The sequence below is a fragment of the Streptomyces sp. NPDC005070 genome (assembly GCF_053600395.1).
In genome coordinates this window covers 1-1,296 of record NZ_JBSFZS010000533.1, presented here as the reverse complement: position 1 = coordinate 1,296, position 1,296 = coordinate 1, and the positions used below count along the sequence as shown (strand labels likewise).

1 protein-coding gene and 1 pseudogene are annotated in these 1,296 nt (G+C 69.9%); both read left to right on the top strand.

Features of this window, described 5'->3' with window-relative positions; all coding sequences use genetic code 11:
• Positions 1–1,091, top strand: a 1,091-nt coding sequence (locus ACWEBX_RS40905) for a PP2C family protein-serine/threonine phosphatase (protein ID WP_451889748.1), incomplete at its 5' end; no start/stop codon positions are given.
• Between the two features lie 50 nt (positions 1,092–1,141).
• Positions 1,142–1,210 (top strand): annotated as a pseudogene (locus ACWEBX_RS40900) (IS200/IS605 family transposase); the annotation flags it as partial.
• Positions 1,211–1,296 lie beyond the last annotated feature (86 nt).

The window sequence follows — 1,296 nt, the reverse complement described above, 5'->3', positions numbered from 1 at the left end:
AACTCGGCGGCCATCTCGCCTGCCCGATGTTCGTCGACGGGCGGATCGCGTTCCTCTCCGACCACGAGGGCATCGGCAACCTCTACTCGTGCACCGGCCCGCACCCGGCGCCCGCCGCCGTGCTGGCCCTGCCGCTGCACGCCCACGACCAGACACTGGGGGCCTTGGTACTGGTCCGGCACACCGACTACTCAGCGGTCGAACACAAGTATCTGGAGAACCTCGCCCACCGCCTGGCCATGGCCTACGTCAACGCCACCCGCTACCACAACGAGCGCCGCCTCGCCCTGACCCTGCAGCGCGCCCTGCTGCCCCACCGCTTGCCCCAGGTGCCCGGGGTGCGCCTGGCCACCCACTACCGGGCCAGCAACCGCGGCGCCGAGGTCGGCGGCGACTGGTACGACGTGCTCGCACTGCCCGACGGTGCCGTGGGGCTGGCCATCGGCGACGTCATGGGCCACGACGTGGGAGCCGCCACCGTGATGGGCCAACTCCGCTCCGCCCTGCACAGCCTCGCGATGGAGGGCGCCGGCCCGGCCCAGGTGCTGGCCAGGCTGGACGCCTACCTGCAGTCGCTCGCCACCGAACGCTTCGCCACCTGCCTGTACGCGGTCTACAACCCACACCGCCACCGCCTGCGCTACGCCGCCAGCGGGCACCTGCCGCCCCTGCTGGTAGCCGCCGACACCGCCTACCTGGAGCTGCCCCCGGCGCTGCCGCTGGGACTGGGCAGCACCCCAGCCGACCGCGAGGTGGCGTTCCCGCCCGGCACCAGCCTGCTGCTGTACACCGACGGCCTGGTGGAAAACCGGGCACTGTCCCTGGACGACTGCCTGGCGGCCCTGTGCCAGACCTGCGGCGCGCTGCCCGCCGCCGCCCGCACCGACCCCCAGCAGATCACCGAACGGGCCCTGGAGCTGCTGAACACCCCCGACCAGGTCGACGACGACACCGCCCTGCTCGCCGCCACCGCCGAACCATCGTGTCGAACCGGCGACCCGCAAGCCGACAGAAATGCCATACAACCGACCGCTACTGCTCGTAAGTCATTGCTAACGAAGCTGCGGATTAGGACTCGAATTGCTCGCTGAGCAACCGAGTGTCAACGTCTCCTCAAAGCTAACCCCTTCCGGACCTCTGAAAACACGTCAGCTCCCGATATCTGCGCGCGGAGTACACCGGCCGGATCAACCGGATCGGGCGTCGGTCCAGTCGCGAACAGGCCCGCTCGCTCGGACGGAGTCAGCCATGGACACGCGAGCCGCGTAGGCAGCGGATTGCAGGGACACAAGTGAG